Origin of the sequence: Streptomyces sp. NPDC014882, from assembly GCF_043081325.1 — a bacterium.
In the GTDB taxonomy this organism is placed as follows: Bacteria; Actinomycetota; Actinomycetes; order Streptomycetales; family Streptomycetaceae; genus Streptomyces.
Map to the genome: position 1 here is coordinate 339188 of NZ_JBIBWL010000004.1, position 16960 is coordinate 356147.

The following is a 16960-nucleotide window of genomic DNA, read 5'->3' on the forward strand; positions in this document are numbered from 1 at the left end:
GCGTCTAGCGTGGCGGACATGGACGAGCGACGGGTGCGCGGGCGCGGCGGGCCGGTGCGGTGGTGGCGGCACGGACCGCCGTGGCCGGGACGCCGGGCGGACGGGGAACCGGCCGGCCGGTGGCCCTGGCGGTCGACGGTCCTGCTCGCCGCCTTCGTGCTCATCGGCTCGGGCTTCGCGGCCCACGGGCAACAGGACGGACGCGTGGCGCTCGACCCGTTCGCGCGCGTGCTGCTGGTCGTGGCCGCGGGCCTGCTGCTGTGGCGGCACCGCCGTCCCGTGCCCGTCGTGTTCGGCACGGCCGCCGTCACCGCGGTCTACCTGGCCGCCGGCCACCCGTACGGGCCGGTCCTCCTGACCGTCGCCGTGGCCTGCTTCGCCGCCGTCGTCGCGGGGCACCGCCGGGCCGCCTGGACGGCCCTGGGCATGCTGGGGGCCGTCCAGCTGCTGGTCGCGCACTGGCTGTACCGGTGGCTTCCGCCGTCCGGGGACGGGCCCGCCTCCCTCGCCCAGGAGACCGTGGCCGCCACCTGGATCGCGGTCGTCGTCGCGGTCTCGGAGCTGGCGCGGGTCCGGCGCGAACAGTGGGCCCGGGAACGGGCCGAGCGCGCCCAGGCCGCCCGCAGGCGGGCCGACGAGGAGCGGCTGCGCATCGCCCGCGAACTGCACGACGTCCTCGCCCACAGCCTCTCCGTCATCAACGTGCAGGCGGGCGTGGGCCTCGCCCTCCTCGACTCCGACCCGGCGCAGGCGCGCACCGCGCTCACCACGATCAAGTCCGCCAGCAAGGAGGCGCTCGGCGAGGTGCGGCAGGTGCTCGACACCCTGCGCGCCCCCGGCGACGCCCCGCGCGCCCCCGCGCCCGGCCTGGACCGCCTGCCCGAACTGGTGGAGCAGGCGGCGCGCGCGGGCCTGACCGTCGAGGTGACGGGACGACCGCCCCGGCTGCCGCCCGGCACGGACCTCGCCGCGTTCCGCGTCGTCCAGGAGGCACTCACCAATGTCGTACGGCACTCGGGGTCCCGGCACGCGCGCGTGCACCTCGAGCAGGCGGGCGGGGTGCTGCGGCTGACGATCGACGACGACGGACCGGCGGTCGGCACGGACGCCGGCGGCAGCGGCAACGGCCTGGCGGGGATGCGGGAGCGGGCCGCGGCGCTCGGTGGCACGATCGAGGCGGGCCCGAGGGACGACGGCGGCTTCCGGGTGCTCGCCGTCCTGCCGTCGGCGCCCGGGCCCGAGCGGTGAGCCGCCCGCTGCCGTCCGCCGTCCCCACCGAGGAGGTCCGGTGATCCGCGTACTGCTGGCCGACGACCAGTCACTGGTGAGGGCGGGGTTCCGGGCGCTGCTCGACGCCCAGCCGGACATCGAGGTGACGGGGGAGGCGGGCGACGGCGAGGAAGCGGTGCGGCTCGTGCGCGAACTGCGTCCGGACGTCGTCCTGATGGACATCCGGATGCCGCGGCTCGACGGGCTGGCCGCGACCCGTCGCGTCACCGGCGATCCGGCCCTCGACGGCGTCAAGGTGGTCGTGCTCACCACCTTCGAACTCGACGAGTACGTCTTCGAGGCGATCCGCTCCGGCGCCTCCGGCTTCCTGGTCAAGGACACCGAGCCGGCCGAACTCCTGCGTGCCGTAAGGGCGGTGGTGGCGGGGGACGCCCTGCTGTCGCCCGGGGTGACACGGCGGCTCATCGCGGAGTTCGCCGCCCGCTCCAAGGAGCCCGCGGCCGCCTCCGGACTGGACCGGCTCACCGAGCGGGAACGGGAGGTGATGGCGCTCGTCGGGATCGGTCTGACCAACGAGGAGATCGCCCGCCGCCTGGTGGTCAGCCCGCTCACCGCGAAGACCCACGTCAGCCGCACCATGGTGAAACTGGGAGCCCGCGACCGGGCCCAACTGGTGGTGCTGGCCTACGAGTCGGGGTTGGTCAGACCGGGCTGGCTCGGCTGAGCGGGTTGGCCGGGCCGACCGCCACGGCGTTCGATCGCGCCGTCGCCGTCGCCGTCGCCGCTGCGGCCGGACGCCGCGTCGGTGGAGGCGGTCGTGGCCTGCGCGCGGAACCGGACGAGCACGCTCGCCACCCGGACCAGGAACACCACGGGGGCGACCCCGAGCCCCGCCCGGAGGAGCACCTTCTCCAAGGCGTCAGGGAGTTCGAACAGCAGCGCCGGCCCGGCGACCGCCCCGAACAGCACGGCCGCCGCGAAGGCCGCGCTGAACAGCGCGTACCCGATCTCGACGGTGATCGCGTCCCGCTCCGCCTGTGTGCGGCGTCCCCCGTGGCCGGTCATACCGGCAGTCTCACAGGCGTGCCCCCGGCGGGGCAACAGGCCTGCCGGGCGCGCGTGGAGACATCCTCCGTGCCCTCTCGTCACCTCGCCACCCGCCCCGCGGGCGACGAGACGTGCGGTGCTGCCGTGACCGGTACGTATCCGCGTCCGCGCCCGTGCCGCCGGAGGCCCGGCGGTGACGGGCCGTGAGCGGGACCGGGCCGGCTGCTAGAATGGACCCGTTGGCCTTCGGCGCCCCGACGGGTGTGCTCGGAGGCTTTTTTCATGCCTTCCGACTTCATGCCTTCCGACACGTCCGCGTCCGGCACACTTCCCACCACCGGCTACCGTGACCTGCTCCGCAACCGTGAGTTCGCCGGGTTGTACGCCGGCTTCACCCTGACGGTCGCCGCGAGCACCTTGTCGGGCTTCGCCCTCGGCACGCTGGTCGACCATCAGACCCGGTCCCCGTTCCTGACAGCCGTGAGCATGTACGGTGCCACGTTCGCGACGGTGCTCGGTGCGCTGACGCTGATGTCGGTCGCGGACGGGAACCGTCCTCGCCGGACCCTCGTCGCGCTCCAGTGCCTCTCGCTCGTGAGCGTCGCCGCGCAGGCGGTTCCGGGGCTGCCGCTCGCCGCCCGGTTCGGTCTGCTCCTGGTGCTGGGATTCTTCCAGTCCCTGGGGACCGGAACGCGGATGGGGCTGCTCGCCGAGGTGGTGCCGACCTCCGCGTACGCACTGGCGCGTTCGCTGATGAACATCACCTCGGGCGGCACGGCCGTCCTCGGATATGCCGTCGGCGCCGTCCTTCTGCGGTACCTGAGCCCGTACGGGGTCTTCGTCGCCGCGACAGCCCTGACCGGAGCCGGATCGGTCATCGTGGCGGTGACGGTCCGGGAACGCTCGATCCGTCTGACCCGCCGCCCCGGACTGCGCCAGACCTGGACGACGAACACCGCGCTCCTCTCCCGCTCCGGCCAACGCGCGCTGCTGCTGAACCTGTGGGTCCCCAACGGCCTGATCGTCGGCTGCGAGGCCCTGTTCATCTCCTACGCCCCCGATCACGCCGGCGCCTTCCTGGCCGCCGGATCGGCGGGGATGCTCCTCGGCGACCTGACCGTCGGGCGACTGCTCACCGCCGGGCAGCGACGCCGCTGCGCGTTCGCCCTGCGACTGCTGCTCGCCCTCCCCTACCTGCTGTTCGCCCTCCACCCGCCCGTGCCGGCGGCGACAGCCGCGGTGTTCATCGCGAGTGCCGGGTTCGCCGCCACCCTGCCGCTCCAGGAGCAGCTTCTGGAGGCGACCCCCGATCCGGTCCGCGGCCAGGTCCAGGGAGTCGAGTCCGCCGGCCGGATGACGTGGCAGGGTGTCGGAGCCGCGATCGCCGGCGGCCTTGCCCAGTGGTTCACCCCCGGCACGGCCATCACCGCCGTGGCCGCGGTCTCCGTCGCCGTCACCGTCCTCTCCCGGCCCTTCGTGGTCCGCGCCCGAGCCGTCCGCGTCGAGACGGTCGACACCTGAGCCGGCCCGAACCGGTGGCCGATGACACGGGCCTTCCACGACGGCTGGGCGGCGGGCCCGTCCGGACCCGCCCGCCGTGCTTCGCCGCTCGCCGGCGGCGTCCGGCTCACGGAGGGGCCGGAAGCCGCCGGGCGGGCCGGGGAGCCGGAAGGAGCACCGGCCCGGCATGTCGGTGTGGTGACGGACGAACGGGAAGAGGCGGGCCCGTCCTCGTCGCGGACGCCGAGGCCGTCCGCGCGAAGCCGGGTGACGGCGGCGTCCACGCGGCGGGGACGGGAGAGCACGAGTGCGTTCAGCACCAGGCCCGGCGCACGGTCTGACACGGATGTCCCCCGGCCCCGTGCCGCACATACTGCATGTATGCGCATTGAACGCAAATGCATTTAATTCTGGCGCAATGAATCCGGTTCTCTGCTACGGTGCCGCCATGGCGGCGGACAAGGGCGAACAGGCGCTCGTGGAACAGTGGCGGGGGATGCTCGCGCTGCACGCCCGCACGCAGTGCGAACTCGACCGCGCGCTGCACGGACACGGCTTGTGCGGCAGCGACTTCGAGGTGCTCGACGTGCTCGCGGGAACCGCCCCGGCCGGCGCGTGCAGCTTCCGCGTCCAGGAGATCGCCGAGCGGGTCCATCTGAGCCAGAGCGCGCTGTCGCGGTTGATCGCCCGATTGGAGCGGGACGGTCTCGTCGAGCGCACCATGTGTGCGGAGGACCGCCGGGGCGTCCGGGTGACACTCACCGGGAAGGGGCGCTCGTTGCACGGTGAGGTGCTTCCCGTGCAACGCTCGGTGCTCACCCGCATGCTGACGGACTGACCCCCGTCGGCTTCAGGTCACGGCCGACCTCTCCCGCCACAGCTCGGCCAGCGCGGCGTCCCCGCTGACGGCGGGGTACGGCAACCGGTTCCACAACGACAGGTAGAGCTGTGCCGCGGGGCCGGCCACCTCGCAGTCCGCGTCACCCTCGCCGCCGCGCTCCGTCACCGGCGGCCGCGCGGACAGGCGTACGGTCCACACCGCGTCGTCCGTGTCCGTCGCCCGCACCCGCAGCACACGGGGCACCTCGGTGCGCACCTTGCTCCTGGGCCGTGTGTGGAAGGCGCGCAGCAGTTCGTCGATGCCGTCCGCCGCGAAGGCCGGGGAGAACGTGACGGCACTCTCGCCGACGCTCCGCCCGACGGCCGTGCCGCGCGCCGCCTCCGCGTCCACCCGGTGGACGGCCGTCTCGTGCGCCTGCCGCCTGGCCCAGAACGCCAGAGGGGAGGGCGCGGGCAGGAAGTGCCAGCACTCCACGTCCGCGGGCGCGGCGGCGAGCGTGTCGACCAGCCGCCGGTGACCGGTGCGGAACCAGTCCAGCAGCTCGTCGCCGTCGAGGTCCGGAAGGCCTCCTCCGGCGTGCGGGGCGGTGCGGCCCTCGGCGACGAACGAGGCCGCCCAGCGATGCACCGTGCCGGTGTGCCGCAGCAGGTCCCGCACCTGCCAGCCCGGACAGGTCGGAACCGTGGCGTCGGGCCCCGCCTCGCTCGCCGCGACGGCGAGGGAGCGGCCTTCCTGGTCGAGGACGCGGATGAACTCGGCGGTCTCCATGCGGGTGAGTGTGCCCGATGGGTGCGGCCGGGGGAATCGGGGGAAAGGGGGTGGGGCGGAGGCGCGCCGTCCTGCGCGATGCGGGGGGGGGTGACGTGTGGGGCGGTGTGCCGGGCGGCGGCACCGCGTCTTCAACCCGCTTCAGTCCAGGGGGAGTTCCTGCCGCGGTTCCTGCTTCCGTTCGTGCGGTGGTGCTGCGGCCTCACGGGCGGACGGCGGTCTCGTCCCCTCGGCCGTGGGCCGTGCTCCGCAGGGTGAGGCCGATCAGTGCCGCGACCGCCGCGAGTGCCGCCACGCTGGTGAGGGCCGTGGGGAGGGAGAACCAGTCGGCCATGAAGCCGATCGCGGGTGGACCGAGGAGCATGCCGCCGTAGCCGAGGGTGGAGGCGACGGCCACGCCGGTCGGGCCGGCGAGGGTGCCCGCGCGTTCGACGGCCACCGGGAAGAGGTTGGCCAGGCCGAGCCCGGCGACGGTGTAGCCGGCGAGCGCCGCCCAGGGGTCCGGGGCGAGCGAGCCGAGCAGCATGCCGACGGCCGCCACGGTGCCGCCGGCGACCACCGTGCGGGTGTGGCCCAGCCGCTCCAGGAGGGTCGTGCCGGTGAGCCGGCCGACGGTCATCGCGAGGGCGAAACAGGAGTAACCGGCGGCGGCGAGCGCTGCCGAGGTGCCGAGGTCCTCCTGGAGGTGCAGGGCGCCCCAGTCGGCCAGGGCCCCTTCGCCGTAGGCCGTGCACAGGGCGATCAGGCCGAAGACGACGACCGGGCGGCGGGTGCGGGCGGCCGGACGGGACGGGCGGGCCGGACGCACGTCCTCGACGGGGTGCGGGACGGCGCCGGCGGGCGCCTGGCGCAGCAGGGCGGGTCCGGCCAGCGCCGTCACCAGCAGGCCGATGAGGCCGAGGCCCAGGAGATGGCGCGCGGGGGAGAGGGAGCCCGCGACCAGCCCGCCGAGCCCGGCGCCGATCATGCCGCCCATGCTGAAGGCCGCGTGGAAGGTCGGCATGATCGGCCTGCCCAGGGCCGCGACCAGGTCGACGGCCGCACTGTTGAAGGCGACGTTGATCCCCCCGTAGGCCGCGCCGAAGAGGAGCAGCACGGCGCCGAGCGCGGGTGTGGAGTGGGCCAACGGGGGCAGGGTGACGCTCAGGGAGAGCAGCACCGCGCAGACCACGGTGACCGGATGGCTGCCGTACCGCCGGCAGAGGCGGCCGGTGATCAGCATCGTCACCACCGCGCCGGCGGAGACGCCGAGGAGGGCGAGGCCGAGACCGCTGGCGGAGGCGCCGGTCTGCTCCTTGACGGCGGGGATGCGCACCACCCAGCCGGCGAAGACGAAGCCGTCGAGCGCGAAGAAGACGGTGAGGAGGAAGCGGAGCCGGCTGAGGGAGTGGCCCCGCACGACGGTGTGCGAACGGGCTTTGTTTATTAACGGCACAAAGTGAGGCTAAGTGGAACCTCGCGACCCCGGCAAGGTGGTCGCGCGGTACACCGGCCGGGCCGTCCCCCCGACCCGATCGCCGACTCGGCCGCCGACCCGACCTCCGACTCGGCCGCCGGTCCGCCTGCCGACCCGGCCGGGGGGCCGGCGGAGGCGGCGCATGCGGTGATCGCCTCCGCCGGCGGTCGCCGGCCGCGGGCCGTCACCGTGGTGGGCGACGCCGGGCCGGTGGCGTGCGGCCCACGACGTGCGGCCCACGACGTACGGCCCACGACGTACGGCCCACGACGTACGGCCCACGACATGCGGCTCACAGCAGGCGGTCCGGGTTCCCGGCGTCACAGGCGTCACAGGCGTCACAGGCGTCACAGGCGTCACCGACGTCACCGGGGCCAGTGGGGGCGCCGCACTCCGGGCCGGTGCGCAGGCCTCGGCGCCGGTGCCGGGTCCGGTGGCGCCTCAGAAGACGCCCTGGCCCGGCACCAGGATCCGCCGCGGGTCGTACCTCCGCTTCGCCGCCTCGAGCGCCGGCCAGGCCGGCCCGAAGTGGGTCCGCCAGTCCGCCCGGGTGAACGGGACGCTGCCGACGGGATACTGGGTACCGCCGACCGCGGCGACGGCCTCGTAGGCGGAACGATTCGCCGCCAGTCGGCGGTCGACGGCGGCGGTGTCGTCGGGCGGGGTCGCGCTCAGGATGTCGAAGAGGTACGACACCGGCTCGTCCGAGCTGCGCAGCAGCGGGGTGGTGAGCCGCTCGCGCAGCAGGGGGTAGAACAGCACGACGCCGGGGCCCAGGTCCGCCGGGGTGAGCGCGTCCAGCAGCGGAGCGCTGACGGCGGCGGCGGACGCGCCGGGCACCATGAGGTTCAGCCACGGGTGCGCGTACGTCCAGAGGCCGGTCTCCTTCAGCATGGCGACGAAGGGGGCCAGCCGGTCGAGGAAGTCGAGGTAGGAACGGTCCTCGTACCGGACGCCGGAGGGCGTGTGACGCAGGCCGCGCAGCAGCGTCGCGTCGTCCGGGGCGGGGCCGACCGGCGGGCCGTAGGCCACCGCCTCCAGGGTGTAGGCCCGGAAGGCGCCGTCGGCGTCCGCGGCGACCTGGCCCTCGACGTAGTCGAAGCGGCCCTCCTGGACGAGGATGCGCTGGTCGTCGAGGAAGGTCCCCAGGTCGTCGTAGGCGAGGTGGTAGTGGCGCACGGTCCGGGGGGCGGGCACCAGGCGGAGCGTGGCCTCGACGATGATCCCGCACTGGCCGAGGCCGGCCAGGACGGCGTGGAAGAGGTCGGGGCGGCGGGACGGGGAGCAGCGGACCAGTTCGCCCGCCCCGGTGACGACCCGCAGTTCGGTGACGTTGTCGACCTGGGCGCCGTACCGGTGGGCCTGGCCGCCGAGGCCGCCCACGGACAGGGTGCCGCCGACGGAGAGTTCGATGTAGTCGGTGAAGACGGGCGGGGTGAGCCCGTGCGCGAGGGTGGCTCCGGCCACCTCGCTCCACCGGGCGCCCGCGCCCACCGTCACGGTGGTGCTGTCCGGCCCCACGGGGCCGATGTCCGCGAGCGTCGCGGTCTCGACGACCAGACCGCCCGGCACCTGTGCCTGGCCGAACGGGGAGTGCCCCTGCCCGCGCGGCGCGACCGGCACGCTGTGCTCGTTGCAGAACCGGACCATGGCGACGACGTCGCGGACCGAGCCCGGCCGCAGGACGGCCGCGGGACGGTGGTGCACGATGTGCCCGTAGTCGTCCGACGCGGCGCCGAGCGCGGCGTCGTCCCTGGTGAGCGTCCCGTCCAGGCGGGGAGTCCCGGCAAGCCGGGCGTCCGTCCCCGAGGCGTCCGCGGCCCAGCCGCGGGCGGCGGGGTCGAAGCCGGCCACCGCCGCTCCGGTGACGGTGAGTCCGCGCAGAACGGTACGTCTGGAAGGTGTGCGGGGCATGCCCACGTGAATCTCTCCCTCTCTGCGAAATTTTCTTCACGGAATCTTCGGATCCCGAAATCCTCGACAGGTTAGGGCAGTTCGATCCGTCACGTACGGTGTTTCGCCGGTGATCCCCTGTGGTGGCGATCTCCCGCGGTGCTGGTCCGCTGCCGTGACGGTCCGCCGGGACGGGACGGGCGCACCGGTCGTCCTCCAGGCCGGTGAGAACGCCGTCAGGTTCCGCCAGGGACGCATCCGCTCGCCCGCTCGCCCGCTCGCCCGCTCGCCCGCGCGGCCGTCGCCGCCGCTGCCGAGCGGGCTGCCGTGTCCGTCGCGTCGCACCTCGACCACGTGCGGACCGAAGCCCTGCTCCGGGAGGCGGCGGACGCCGGATTCAGCTCCGTGACGTACGACGCCTCGCGGCTCCCCTACGACGCGACCTCGCCGCCACCCGCGCCGCGGCCGACCCGGCGCACGCCCGAGGGCTCTGGATCGGGGCGGAGCTGAGGGGGATCGACGGCGCGGACGGCAGGGCCGCGCGAGACGCCCACGCGCCCGGCGCCCGCACCGACCCGGCCGAGGCCCGCGCCTTCGTGGCCGATTCGCGGGTGGACGCCCTGGCGTCGCCGTCGGCAGCGTCCACGCGACGACCACCCGCACCGCCACCCCAGACCACCGGCTGCTCGCCCGGCTCCGGGCCGGCGTGGACGTACCGCTCGTCCTGCACGGCTCCTCCGGCGTGCCCGACGACGAGCCGGGGACGGCCGTCGCGGGGGCATCGCCGAGGCCGACGTCGGCACCGCCCTCGACCAGGCGACGACCGGCGCCGTCCGCGCCTACCTGACCGCGCATCCGCGGGCGGTCGACTCGCGCGGCCACCTCGCCGTCGGACGGGAGGCGACGGCGTACGCCGTCCAGCGGGTCAACGGTGCCCTCACCCCCGCTTGACGGCCTTCAGCACCACGAACTTCGGGTCACCGGCCACCAGTTGGCTGTTGCCGAACAGCCGCCGCAGCTTCACGTGGTACCCGAGGTGCCGGTTGCCCACCACCCACAGTTCGCCGCCCGGCCGCAGCACGCGCCGCGCCCCGGTGAACATCCGCCAGGCCGTGGCGTCCGTCGTGGCCTGGTGGGAGTGGAAGGGCGGATTGTTCAGCACGAGGTCCACGCTGTCGTCCGGCACCCCCGTGAGCCCGTCCCCGACCCGGAACTCCCCTTGACCCGGCACCCCGTTGGCCCGGTACGTCGCCTCCGCCGAGGCCACCGCCTGGAACGACTCGTCCGTGAACAGCACCTCGGCCCGCGGGTCGGCCAGCGCCACCGCCGTCCCCACCACACCGTTGCCGCACCCCAGGTCGACCACTCGGCGGACCCCCCGCGTCGGCGGCAGGTGCCGCAGGAGGAAGCGGGTGCCGATGTCGAGCCGGTCGGCGCAGAACACGCCCGCGTGGTTGACGACCGGACGCCCCGACAGCGGACCGAGGCCGGCGGGGAGGTCGTAGCGGTACGGCCACGGGTTGGCGGGACGCGCCCGCGCCGGGTCGGGAGCGCACAGGATCAGCCGGGCCTTCTGCTCGGCCAGGGAGGTGCGGGTGGGGCCGAGGATCCGCTCGAACAGCCGCAGGGTCGAGGTGTGGATCTCCTTGACCATGCCGGTGCCGACCACGACGGTCCCCGCGTGCACCGAGGGAGCCAGCCGCAGCAGCTGGTCCTCCAGGAGCGCGAGGCTCTTCGGCACCCGCACCAGCAACACGTCGACGCGCTCGGGCGGCGGGTCCTGGGTGGTCAGCAGCCGGACGGAGCCGGGCTCGACGCCGTTGCGGGCCAGGTTCCGCCGGGTCGCCTCCTGGCCCAGCCAGGAGTCGGTGATCTGCGTCGGCCGGTGCGCGGCCAGTGCCGTCACCAGCGCGCCCCAGCGGTCACCGAGCACCACCACCGTGCCGGACAGCGGGACCTGCTGCCCGGCGAGGTGGCGGAGCAGATACGCGTCGGAGGCGTCCCAGGCGCGCAGCCGGTCACGCGGGTCCTCGGGGTGGCGGGTCAGTGCGACCTCGCCCCACGGTGTCGTCATACGGTCGTTCATCGTGGGTCAAGGCTAGGCCCTGCCGTCACATCACCGCCCGCCCCCGCGACGACGGGGCCCGGCCCGGCCGCGGCCCGGACCCGGTGGGGCAGGATGGTGCCATGGACACCGAGCTGTTTCCCCGGGAACGCGCGGAGGTCGCGCCGGGCGCCGTGCACCTGCCGGACTGGCTGGACACGACCGCCCAGCACGAGCTGCTGGAGGCCTGCCGGGACTGGGCCCGGCCGCCCGCGGGGCTGCGCACGGTCCGCACGCCGGGCGGCGGCAGCATGACCGCCCGCCAGGTCTGCCTGGGCCGGCACTGGTACCCGTACGGCTACGCCCGCACGGTCGTCGACGGCGACGGCGCCCCGGTCAAGCCCTTCCCCGCCTGGCTGGGCGAACTGGGCCGCCGGGCGGTGAGCGACGCGCTCGGTCCGGAGGCGGCCCGGCAGGCGGCGTACGACATCGCACTGGTCAACTACTACGACGGCGACGCCCGCATGGGCATGCACCGCGACGCCGACGAGAGGTCGGACGCCCCCGTGGTGTCCCTCAGCCTCGGCGACACCTGCGTGTTCCGCTTCGGCAACACCGAGACCCGTACCCGTCCCTACACCGACGTCGAGCTGGTCAGCGGCGACCTGTTCGTCTTCGGCGGGCCCTCCCGGCTCGCCTACCACGGTGTGCCCCGGGTGCGTCCCGGTACGGCTCCGGCCGGGCTGGGGCTGACCGGCCGCCTGAACCTGACCCTGCGGGTCGGCGGCTTCCCGGACGGCGCCTGACGACCGCCGGCGCCAGGGCGGGGCGGATCGGACCGGCTGGGATCGGACCGGCCCGAGTCGCATCGGATCGGACCGGCCCGAGTCGGATCGGGCCGGGCCGAGTCGCATCGGGCCGAGGGAAACGCCCCCGCGGATCATGGGACACTCACCCTCATGAGCGGCAAGGCGGACCCCCGGCCGGCGGGGGAAGGGACCACCTCGAGAGCGCGGTTGGACCGGGGGCGCGGCGCGCTGGGGCCCGCGTTGGAGCTCGTGCACACCGGGCGGGCGCCGACCCGCGCGGTGCTCACCGCCGAACTCGGCGTCACCCGCGCCACGGCCGGCGCGGTCGCCGCGGAACTGGAGGCGCTGGGGCTGATCCGGGTCGACGCGCGGCCCGGCGCCGCCGCCGGTTCCCAGGGCCGGCCCTCCCACCGGCTCGACGTCGACGAGGACGGCCCCGTCGTCCTGGCCGCCCAGGTGCACGCCGACGGCTTCCGGGCCGCCCTGGTCGGCCTCGGTGGACGGATCGTCGCCACCACCCCCAGCTGCGAGGCCGTCGACGCCGACCCGGCCAAGGTGCTCGGTGCCGCCGTGGACGCCGGAGCCGACCTGCTGCGCCGTACCGGCCGGCGCTGTGTGGGCGCCGGTCTCGCGGTGCCGTCCGCGGTGACCGCGCCCGACGGACTGGCGCTCAACCCGCTGCACCTCGCCTGGCCGGTGGGGGCGCCGGTGCGGGAGATCTTCGCCGAGCGGGTCCGCGCGGCCGGCGTCGACGGCCCGGCGTTCGCCGTCAACGACGTCAACGCCGCCGCCCTCGCCGAACACCGGCACGGCGCCGGACGCGGCGCCCGCGACCTGCTGTGCGTGGCCACCGGGCACCGCGGCGTCGGTGGCGCGCTGGTCCTCGACGGGCGCCTGCACACGGGCAGTTCGGGTCTCGCCCTGGAGGTCGGGCACCTCACCGTCAACCCCGAGGGCCGTCCCTGCCACTGCGGCAGCCGCGGCTGCCTCGACGTCGAGGCCGACCCGCTGGCCCTGCTCACCACCGCCGGCCGCGAGCCCGGCCCCGAGGGCTCCCTGCTCCAGCAGGCCAACGAACTGATCCGCGAGGAGTACGCCGACCCGGTCGTCCGTACGGCCGCCGAGGCCCTGATCGACCGTCTCGGCCTGGGCCTGGCCGGCCTGGTGAACATCCTCGATCCCGACCGCATCATCCTCGGAGGACTGCACCGCACCCTCCTGGACACCGACCCCGACCGGCTCCGCGCGGTCGTCGCCGACCGCAGCCTGTGGGGCCGCAGCGGCGGCGTCCCCGTCCTCGCCTGCTCCCTCGACCACAACAGCCTGGTCGGAGCGGCGGAGCTGGCCTGGCAGCCCGTACTGGACGACCCGCTGGCGGCGCTGGGCGTCAGGTGACCGGATGAGGGGACCGACGGGTGGCGACGACCAGGGTCGTGCCGCCCGGACCGCGTCTCCTCCAGCGGCGGTTCGGGCAGCCCCCGGGCGACCCGCGGCCGGAGCCCGTCGTCGGCGACGAGCGGCGCCGGCGCCGGCGGCACCCGTACCCACAGTGGCTCCGACGGGCCGGCCGGGCGCACGGGCGCGGCCCGCCCGCCCAGCGGACCGCCGCCCCGGCCCGGGAGCGGACCGATCCGATGCCGAACGGTCACCAGACGCGGCCGGACGGGCCGGTGCGCGCCGCGTCGAGGTGACCGCGTCCGGTCCCGTACCGTCCGCAGTGTCCCCGCTCGAGGATCAGGAAGTACACAGGAGGTCGACGCCATGACCGACAAGCTGACCGTGGGGGTGCTGGGCACCGGCATCATGGGTGCCGCGATGGCCCGCAACCTCGCCCGCGCCGGACACACCGTCCGCGCCTGGAACCGCACCCGCGCCAAGGCGGAGCCGCTGGCAGCCGACGGCATCGTCCTCGCCGACACCCCGGCCGACGCCGTCCGCGGCGCCGACGTCGTCCTCACCATGGTCCACGACGGCCCCGCCGTCCTGGAAGCCGTGCGGGCGGCGGCCCCCGGACTGCGCGCCGGCGCCGCCTGGGTGCAGTCGACCACCGTCGGTGCCGACGCCGTCGAGGACCTGGCGGCCTTCGCCCACGAGCACGGCCTCGTGTTCTTCGACGCGCCCGTGCTGGGCACCCGCCAGCCCGCCGAGGCCGGCCGGCTGACCGTGCTGGCGGCCGGGCCGGAGGCCCACCGCGCCGCCGTCCGACCCGTTCTGGACGCCGTGGGCGTCCGCACGGTGTGGACCGGCGAGAACGGCGCGGCCGGCAGCGCCACCCGCCTGAAGCTGGTCGCCAACAGCTGGGTGATCGCGGCCACCGCCGCGGCCGGCGAGGTCCTGGCCCTGTCCAAGGCCCTCGACGTCGACCCGGACGACTTCTTCGCGCTGATCGCCGACGGCCCGCTCGACATGGGCTACCTCCGCGCCAAGTCCGCGCTGGTCACCGAGGACCGGCTCACGCCGCCGCAGTTCGGCGTGGCGACCGCCGCCAAGGACGCCCGTCTGATCGTCGAGGCCGGAGCCAGGCGCGGCGTCCGTCTGGACGTGGCCTCCGCGAGCGCCGACCGCCTGGAGCGCGCCGTCACCCAGGGCCACGGCGACGAGGACATGGCCGCCGCCTACTTCGCCAGCTTCGAGGACCAGCCGCCCGCCTGACCGGCACACCGGCCCCGGGCACGGCGGGGCGCCCCGCCGGGCGCACCCGTACGTGACGACGCCCGCCCCAGGGGTACGCCGCACGGGGTGACCGCGCTCGCTCCCGCGGTACGCCCCGGCGCCCGGCGGCCACACCGCCACCCGAGTACGCCGGGTACACCGAGTACGCCGGGTACACGCGCGACACCACCCGTCCAGCTCACCGAGGAGGAACCGATGTCCAAGCCGCCGCTGCCGCCCGAGGCCGTCGAGCTGCTGAGCCGCCCCAACCCCTGCGTGATGGCGACCCTGCGCTCCGACGGCACCCCCGTGTCCACCCCCACCTGGTACGTGTGGGACGACGGCCGGGTCCTCATCAGCCTCGACGAGAGCCGGGTCCGGCTGAAGCACCTGCGCCGCGACCCCCGCGTCACCCTGACCGTCCTGGACGGCGAGAACTGGTACACCCACGTCACCCTCATCGGCCGGGTCACCGGGTTCCATGACGACGAGGGCCTGGCCGACATCGACCGCATCTCCTCGCACTACACGGGCAATCCCTACCCGGACCGGGTCCGGCCGCGCGTCAGCGCCTGGATCGAGGTCGAGCGCTGGCACGGCTGGGGCGCGATGAAGGACAGCGACCAGCCGTCCACGTGACGCGGGCCCGGCCGCGCCCGCACGCCGGTACGGCGCGGCGCGGCCGGGCACCGGCTCGCCCCCCCCGGCCGGGGCGCGCGCGGGAACAGGTCCGGGCGGCCGTCACCTCCCCCGGGGGACGACCTGTACGCCCGCGTACTTCCCGGGAGGTAGCGGCACTGCCGCTCCCCGTACGACGACTCCGCCCTCTCCCTGCGGGAGTCTCGACACATCACCGCAAGACCTACCTGGGAGATGACCCGCGATGCAGACCCTGGCGAACTGGGACGGCGGCCCCGGCCCGTGGATCCTGTTCCTCCCGCTCATCTGGGCCGTCGTCGTGATCGGCGTCGTGACCCTGCTGCGCCGCACCGTGCGGTCCGGCCACCGCGGTCCCTGGGCAGCGGGCCCCCGTACCGCCGGTGACTCACCGCTCGAGGTCCTCGGCCGGCGCTTCGCCTCCGGCGAGATCGACGAGGACGAGTACTGGCGCCGACTGTCCGTCCTGGACGAGCAGTTCGGCGGTGACCGCGGCCGGTGACGGCCCGGCCACCACCACGCGATCCCGCCGTACGGCGAACCCGCGCCATGTGCTTCCGCCGTACGCGGCCCCGCGCCGCACGACCCCTCCGTACGCCCTGGACCGCAGGCGCACGACCCCGCCGTACGCGCGGACCACCACCGGGTGAGGGCGGGTCCGGCGTACGGCGAAGGGATCACCGCCCGGTCAGCCGACGACGGCCGGCCGGGCGGGAGCGTGTGCGGGGCTGAGGTCGTCGACCGCCACGACCTCCGGGAACAGCCGGTCCGCGACCAGGCGGCGCGGCGGACGCGCGGACCGCTCGGGTGCCGCGACGGGTGCCGGGAGGGTGAACCAGACGACCTTCCCGCGCTCGCCGTCCGGCCGGGCGCCCCAGTCCTCGCTGACCGCCGCCACCATGGCGAGCCCGCGCCCGCACGTGGCGAACGAGTCGGCCACCTCGAGGTCGTCGACGACCGGAAGCCGGGGATCGTGGTCGCGCACGGAGACCGTGAGCCGGTCGAGCAGCAGCTCCATCTCCACCGTGCACGTCTTGTCGGGCTGGGCGTGCAGGTGGACGTTGGTCAACAGCTCGGTCACACCGAGCGCCGCCCGGTCGATGAGGGGATCGAGATGCCAGTAGCGCAGTTGCGCCGATACGATTCTGCGGACCTGGCCTATCCGCGACGGCAGGGCTTGGAGCTCTACCGTGCAGTGCCTGCTTGGGTTGCTGATCACGGCTGCGACTCCCCGACGTGAGGTCCGGAAGAACACGGAGTTCGGATCGATCGGAGCAGTGCGTCTGCGCTAGGGCGGCCGCCTGCTTTCGTGGCCGGCGGGCTGGTTCGCAGCGTTATCGCCGGTAAACCCAGAGTGACGTGAGATCAGCGTGGCGCAAGGGACGGAAGAGCGCAACTCGCGGTGCCCGTCCGGCCGCTGCGGGTCGGCCACGCCGCTTCCTCCGCGGCCCTCAGGTCCCGCGTCCCGCCGCCCTGCGCACGGCCTCGATGAACCGGCGTGCCGCGGGCGGCCCCGGCTCACCGGGTGCCGGGTCGTGGTCGCCCAGGGTCAGCAGGTACCGGTTGCCGTTGAGGTCGGCCAGCGCCCGGTCCTCCGCGGCGAACCAGGGCCGGGAGGCGCGTACCGCCTGCACCGGCGCGCTGTCGATCTCGCTGCCGTAACTGGTGAGCAACTCCAGCCTGCCGTCGTTGATGCGGACCTGTCCGGCCCGGGTGAGCGAGCGCAGTCGCTTCCCGATCCGCACGCCCGTCGCCGTGAACTCCGGCTCAGCCATCCCCGCCCCCTTGCGCGTGGGTGTGCCGGCCCGTGCTCCTGAGCGGGCCGGAAACCAGCTCGTGTCGTGATCCCGTGTGCGTCCCCGTGCGGAACCTCCGCCCGCCGGGTGCAGTCTGCCCGTGCGGGGCGTCGAGCACCAGTGTGCGCGACACGTGCTCCGCGACCACCCGAAGCACTCGCGGAATGCGCCCCCGTCGGTGAACGGTGCCGTCCCCAGGGCCTCCTTTGGGGCGCTCAAAGATGTGTTTATGCAGGTGGGAAGCGTGTGGAAGGTGTCTATGATCGA

At 74.9% G+C, this 16960-nt stretch carries 16 protein-coding genes and 2 pseudogenes; 10 read left to right on the forward strand and 8 right to left on the reverse strand.

The features are described 5' to 3' along the window. The first annotated feature begins 18 nt into the window (after nucleotides 1-18). Both ACF09K_RS12810 and ACF09K_RS12815 read left to right on the forward strand, forming a co-directional pair. Nucleotides 19-1248 carry a sensor histidine kinase gene (locus ACF09K_RS12810; protein ID WP_392242954.1) on the forward strand — a complete coding sequence of 410 codons (1230 nt, stop codon included), beginning with the start codon at nucleotides 19-21 and terminating at the stop codon, nucleotides 1246-1248. Nucleotides 1249-1288: 40 nt separating this feature from the next. Next, entirely contained in the window at nucleotides 1289-1954 is a 666-nt protein-coding gene (locus ACF09K_RS12815) for a response regulator (RefSeq protein ID WP_392242956.1), read from the forward strand. On the opposite strand, the gene ACF09K_RS12820 is transcribed toward ACF09K_RS12815, so the two are convergent. Further along, entirely contained in the window at nucleotides 1915-2295 is a 381-nt protein-coding gene (locus tag ACF09K_RS12820) for a DUF6332 family protein (protein ID WP_392242958.1), read from the reverse strand. The two genes, ACF09K_RS12815 and ACF09K_RS12820, sit on opposite strands and share 40 nt — an antisense overlap. 279 nt (nucleotides 2296-2574) lie before the next feature. Between ACF09K_RS12820 and ACF09K_RS12825 the strand changes: the two genes are divergently transcribed. Next, entirely contained in the window at nucleotides 2575-3798 is a 1224-nt protein-coding gene (locus ACF09K_RS12825) for a hypothetical protein (RefSeq protein ID WP_392242960.1), read from the forward strand. Nucleotides 3799-3885: 87 nt separating this feature from the next. Here ACF09K_RS12825 and ACF09K_RS12830 read toward each other — a convergent pair. Continuing rightward, nucleotides 3886-4109 (reverse strand): annotated as a pseudogene (locus ACF09K_RS12830) (hypothetical protein); the annotation flags it as partial. 116 nt (nucleotides 4110-4225) lie between these two features. Between ACF09K_RS12830 and ACF09K_RS12835 the strand changes: the two are divergent. After that, on the forward strand, nucleotides 4226-4615 hold the full coding sequence (locus tag ACF09K_RS12835) for a MarR family winged helix-turn-helix transcriptional regulator (protein WP_392242962.1): 390 nt from the start codon (nucleotides 4226-4228) through the stop codon (nucleotides 4613-4615). Nucleotides 4616-4627: 12 nt separating this feature from the next. On the opposite strand, the gene ACF09K_RS12840 is transcribed toward ACF09K_RS12835, so the two are convergent. The 3 genes from ACF09K_RS12840 to ACF09K_RS12850 form a co-directional block, all read right to left on the reverse strand. Further along, nucleotides 4628-5386 carry a maleylpyruvate isomerase family mycothiol-dependent enzyme gene (locus ACF09K_RS12840; protein ID WP_392242964.1) on the reverse strand — a complete coding sequence of 253 codons (759 nt, stop codon included), beginning with the start codon at nucleotides 5384-5386 and terminating at the stop codon, nucleotides 4628-4630. Nucleotides 5387-5588: 202 nt separating this feature from the next. Next, entirely contained in the window at nucleotides 5589-6821 is a 1233-nt protein-coding gene (locus ACF09K_RS12845; protein ID WP_392242965.1) for an MFS transporter, read from the reverse strand. 462 nt (nucleotides 6822-7283) lie between these two features. Continuing rightward, the gene (locus tag ACF09K_RS12850; RefSeq protein WP_392242966.1) at nucleotides 7284-8756 is read right to left on the reverse strand and encodes an FAD-binding protein; all 1473 of its coding nucleotides are present in this window, start codon (nucleotides 8754-8756) and stop codon (nucleotides 7284-7286) included. Nucleotides 8757-8907: 151 nt separating this feature from the next. Between ACF09K_RS12850 and ACF09K_RS12855 the strand changes: the two are divergent. Continuing rightward, nucleotides 8908-9686, forward strand: a pseudogene (locus ACF09K_RS12855) (class II fructose-bisphosphate aldolase); the annotation flags it as partial. On the opposite strand, the gene ACF09K_RS12860 reads toward ACF09K_RS12855, so the two are convergent. Continuing rightward, a complete protein-coding gene (locus tag ACF09K_RS12860) occupies nucleotides 9673-10809 on the reverse strand; it encodes a methyltransferase (protein ID WP_392243199.1) in 1137 nt (378 codons plus the stop codon). The pseudogene ACF09K_RS12855 and the gene ACF09K_RS12860 sit on opposite strands and share 14 nt — an antisense overlap. Nucleotides 10810-10922: 113 nt before the next feature. Here ACF09K_RS12860 and ACF09K_RS12865 point away from each other — a divergent pair, with 113 nt between their 5' ends. The 5 genes from ACF09K_RS12865 to ACF09K_RS12885 all read left to right on the forward strand — a co-directional run bounded on the left by ACF09K_RS12865 (nucleotide 10923) and on the right by ACF09K_RS12885 (nucleotide 15399). Then, nucleotides 10923-11585, forward strand: coding sequence for an alpha-ketoglutarate-dependent dioxygenase AlkB family protein (locus tag ACF09K_RS12865; RefSeq protein ID WP_392242967.1), 663 nt, complete (start codon nucleotides 10923-10925; stop codon nucleotides 11583-11585). Nucleotides 11586-11738: 153 nt separating this feature from the next. After that, a complete protein-coding gene (locus ACF09K_RS12870) occupies nucleotides 11739-12983 on the forward strand; it encodes an ROK family protein (RefSeq protein ID WP_392242968.1) in 1245 nt (414 codons plus the stop codon). 366 nt (nucleotides 12984-13349) lie between these two features. Beyond that, on the forward strand, nucleotides 13350-14240 hold the full coding sequence (locus ACF09K_RS12875; RefSeq protein ID WP_392242970.1) for an NAD(P)-dependent oxidoreductase: 891 nt from the start codon (nucleotides 13350-13352) through the stop codon (nucleotides 14238-14240). A 216-nt stretch (nucleotides 14241-14456) separates the two neighbouring features. Next, entirely contained in the window at nucleotides 14457-14879 is a 423-nt protein-coding gene (locus ACF09K_RS12880) for a PPOX class F420-dependent oxidoreductase (RefSeq protein ID WP_392242971.1), read from the forward strand. A 244-nt stretch (nucleotides 14880-15123) separates the two neighbouring features. Next, nucleotides 15124-15399 (forward strand): SHOCT domain-containing protein, encoded by a 276-nt coding sequence (locus ACF09K_RS12885; RefSeq protein ID WP_392242972.1) that lies wholly within the window; start codon nucleotides 15124-15126, stop codon nucleotides 15397-15399. 186 nt (nucleotides 15400-15585) lie between these two features. Here ACF09K_RS12885 and ACF09K_RS12890 read toward each other — a convergent pair whose 3' ends face one another. Next, complete coding sequence (locus ACF09K_RS12890; protein WP_392242973.1) at nucleotides 15586-16116, reverse strand: ATP-binding protein; 531 nt, start codon at nucleotides 16114-16116, stop codon at nucleotides 15586-15588. A gap of 232 nt (nucleotides 16117-16348) precedes the next feature. After that, entirely contained in the window at nucleotides 16349-16672 is a 324-nt protein-coding gene (locus ACF09K_RS12895; RefSeq protein WP_392242974.1) for a hypothetical protein, read from the reverse strand. Between the last annotated feature and the right edge of the window lie 288 nt (nucleotides 16673-16960).

Bases quoted from the DNA above. Each gene is read 5' to 3' on its own strand.
- ACF09K_RS12810 (WP_392242954.1), top strand. From the start codon at position 19: ATGGACGAGCGACGGGTGCGCGGGCGCGGCGGGCCGGTGCGGTGGTGG.
- ACF09K_RS12820 (WP_392242958.1), bottom strand. From the start codon at position 2,295: ATGACCGGCCACGGGGGACGCCGCACACAGGCGGAGCGGGACGCGATC.
- ACF09K_RS12825 (WP_392242960.1), top strand. From the start codon at position 2,575: ATGCCTTCCGACACGTCCGCGTCCGGCACACTTCCCACCACCGGCTAC.
- ACF09K_RS12835 (WP_392242962.1), top strand. From the start codon at position 4,226: ATGGCGGCGGACAAGGGCGAACAGGCGCTCGTGGAACAGTGGCGGGGG.
- ACF09K_RS12840 (WP_392242964.1), bottom strand. From the start codon at position 5,386: ATGGAGACCGCCGAGTTCATCCGCGTCCTCGACCAGGAAGGCCGCTCC.
- ACF09K_RS12850 (WP_392242966.1), bottom strand. From the start codon at position 8,756: ATGCCCCGCACACCTTCCAGACGTACCGTTCTGCGCGGACTCACCGTC.
- ACF09K_RS12860 (WP_392243199.1), bottom strand. From the start codon at position 10,809: ATGACGACACCGTGGGGCGAGGTCGCACTGACCCGCCACCCCGAGGAC.
- ACF09K_RS12865 (WP_392242967.1), top strand. From the start codon at position 10,923: ATGGACACCGAGCTGTTTCCCCGGGAACGCGCGGAGGTCGCGCCGGGC.
- ACF09K_RS12870 (WP_392242968.1), top strand. From the start codon at position 11,739: ATGAGCGGCAAGGCGGACCCCCGGCCGGCGGGGGAAGGGACCACCTCG.
- ACF09K_RS12875 (WP_392242970.1), top strand. From the start codon at position 13,350: ATGACCGACAAGCTGACCGTGGGGGTGCTGGGCACCGGCATCATGGGT.
- ACF09K_RS12880 (WP_392242971.1), top strand. From the start codon at position 14,457: ATGTCCAAGCCGCCGCTGCCGCCCGAGGCCGTCGAGCTGCTGAGCCGC.
- ACF09K_RS12885 (WP_392242972.1), top strand. From the start codon at position 15,124: ATGCAGACCCTGGCGAACTGGGACGGCGGCCCCGGCCCGTGGATCCTG.
- ACF09K_RS12895 (WP_392242974.1), bottom strand. From the start codon at position 16,672: ATGGCTGAGCCGGAGTTCACGGCGACGGGCGTGCGGATCGGGAAGCGA.